Origin of the sequence: Streptomyces sp. NPDC005195 (assembly GCF_040608315.1) — a bacterium.
GTDB lineage: Bacteria > Actinomycetota > Actinomycetes > Streptomycetales > Streptomycetaceae > Streptomyces > Streptomyces kaempferi.
Window position 1 is genome coordinate 1 of the sequence record NZ_JBEXHZ010000388.1, and the last position, 1,115, is coordinate 1,115.

The following is a 1,115-nucleotide window of genomic DNA, read 5'->3' on the forward strand; positions in this document are numbered from 1 at the left end:
GCCAGGAACCCGGCGGGAGCATCCAGCACGGGGGGCAGGCTGGACCGGGCCGGTTCGGCCGCTCTACTTGACGAACTCCGGGGGCACCCGCGGGGGCCAGTGCCCGACCGTCAGCATGCCCAGGGAGTGGGCGCGGGCGACGAGGGCGGCCCGGTTGGGGGCCTTGAGCTTCCGCAGCATGAGCCCGACGTGGTACTCGACGCCCTGCCTGCTGAGGTAGAGGCGCGCGGCGAGCTGGACGGTGGAGGCACCGGCGGCGACCCCCTCCAGGACCTGCGCGTCGAGCTTGCTCAGCAGCCGCTCGGGGGAGTGCGCGGCCGGCTCCTCGGCGGTCGCGCCCTCCTGGTCGGGCCGGACTTGGACAACGATGCCAGCGAGCCCACCTGTGGTGTCGTGGACCGCGATTCCGGTGATCCCGGCGGAGAACACCCGGCCCGAGTCGCCGAGGCCGATCATCCGCTCGTCGAAGCGGTTGCACCGCCCCTCCGACAGACGGGTGAAGTGCCGGTCGAGATAGGACGGGGAACTCGGGTGGAGCAGCTCGTACAGGCTGCGGCCGCAGGTGTCGGCCGAGGTACGTCCGAACCGGCGGGAGAAGTCGGGCTCGGCCGCGACGATGCGCCGTTCGGGATTGAGGTGGGCGGTGTAGGTGCGTCGGCCGGCCGCGGAACCCGAGCGGGCGGCGTAGGTGTACCGGTGCCCGGCCGAGGGGTGCGAGGTGGTCGACCGGTCGTTGGCGAGCTGGACATCCGTGATGCTGGTGGTCATGACGAGATACCGGCTTTCTGTATCCAAGTGCGGGACAGCGCATGCCTCGTTGCACGGGCCGGCTTTCACACAACGCCGGGCGATCGCCGGGAATCCGTGCGCGGCGGATGGGGCGGGGGATCCCGTCCGCGCCGCTGCCGATGTGCTCGATCCCTTCGGCTTGCGGGCAGCCGTTCCGCGATCCCCGTGAGCTCCGCGATCTCCTCGATCGGCTGGATCTCTTCGTTTCCTCCTGAACGGGATGTGACCTGTCCTACTGCACCACCGGCCGCTTGCGGCTGTGTTGTGTGCGGCATGGGGGATCTCTGTGGCAGTCCTGCGGGGGCCGCGGACGCGGGGCGGGGAGG

The 1,115-nt window shown here is 71.1% G+C and carries 1 protein-coding gene; it reads right to left on the bottom strand.

The genetic code is table 11. The features are described 5' to 3' along the window. Positions 1 to 63 precede the first annotated feature (63 nt). Positions 64 to 768: a LuxR C-terminal-related transcriptional regulator gene (locus tag ABZV34_RS39850; RefSeq protein WP_356288324.1), complete on the bottom strand. Its 705-nt coding sequence runs from the start codon at positions 766 to 768 to the stop codon at positions 64 to 66. Between the last annotated feature and the right edge of the window lie 347 nt (positions 769 to 1,115).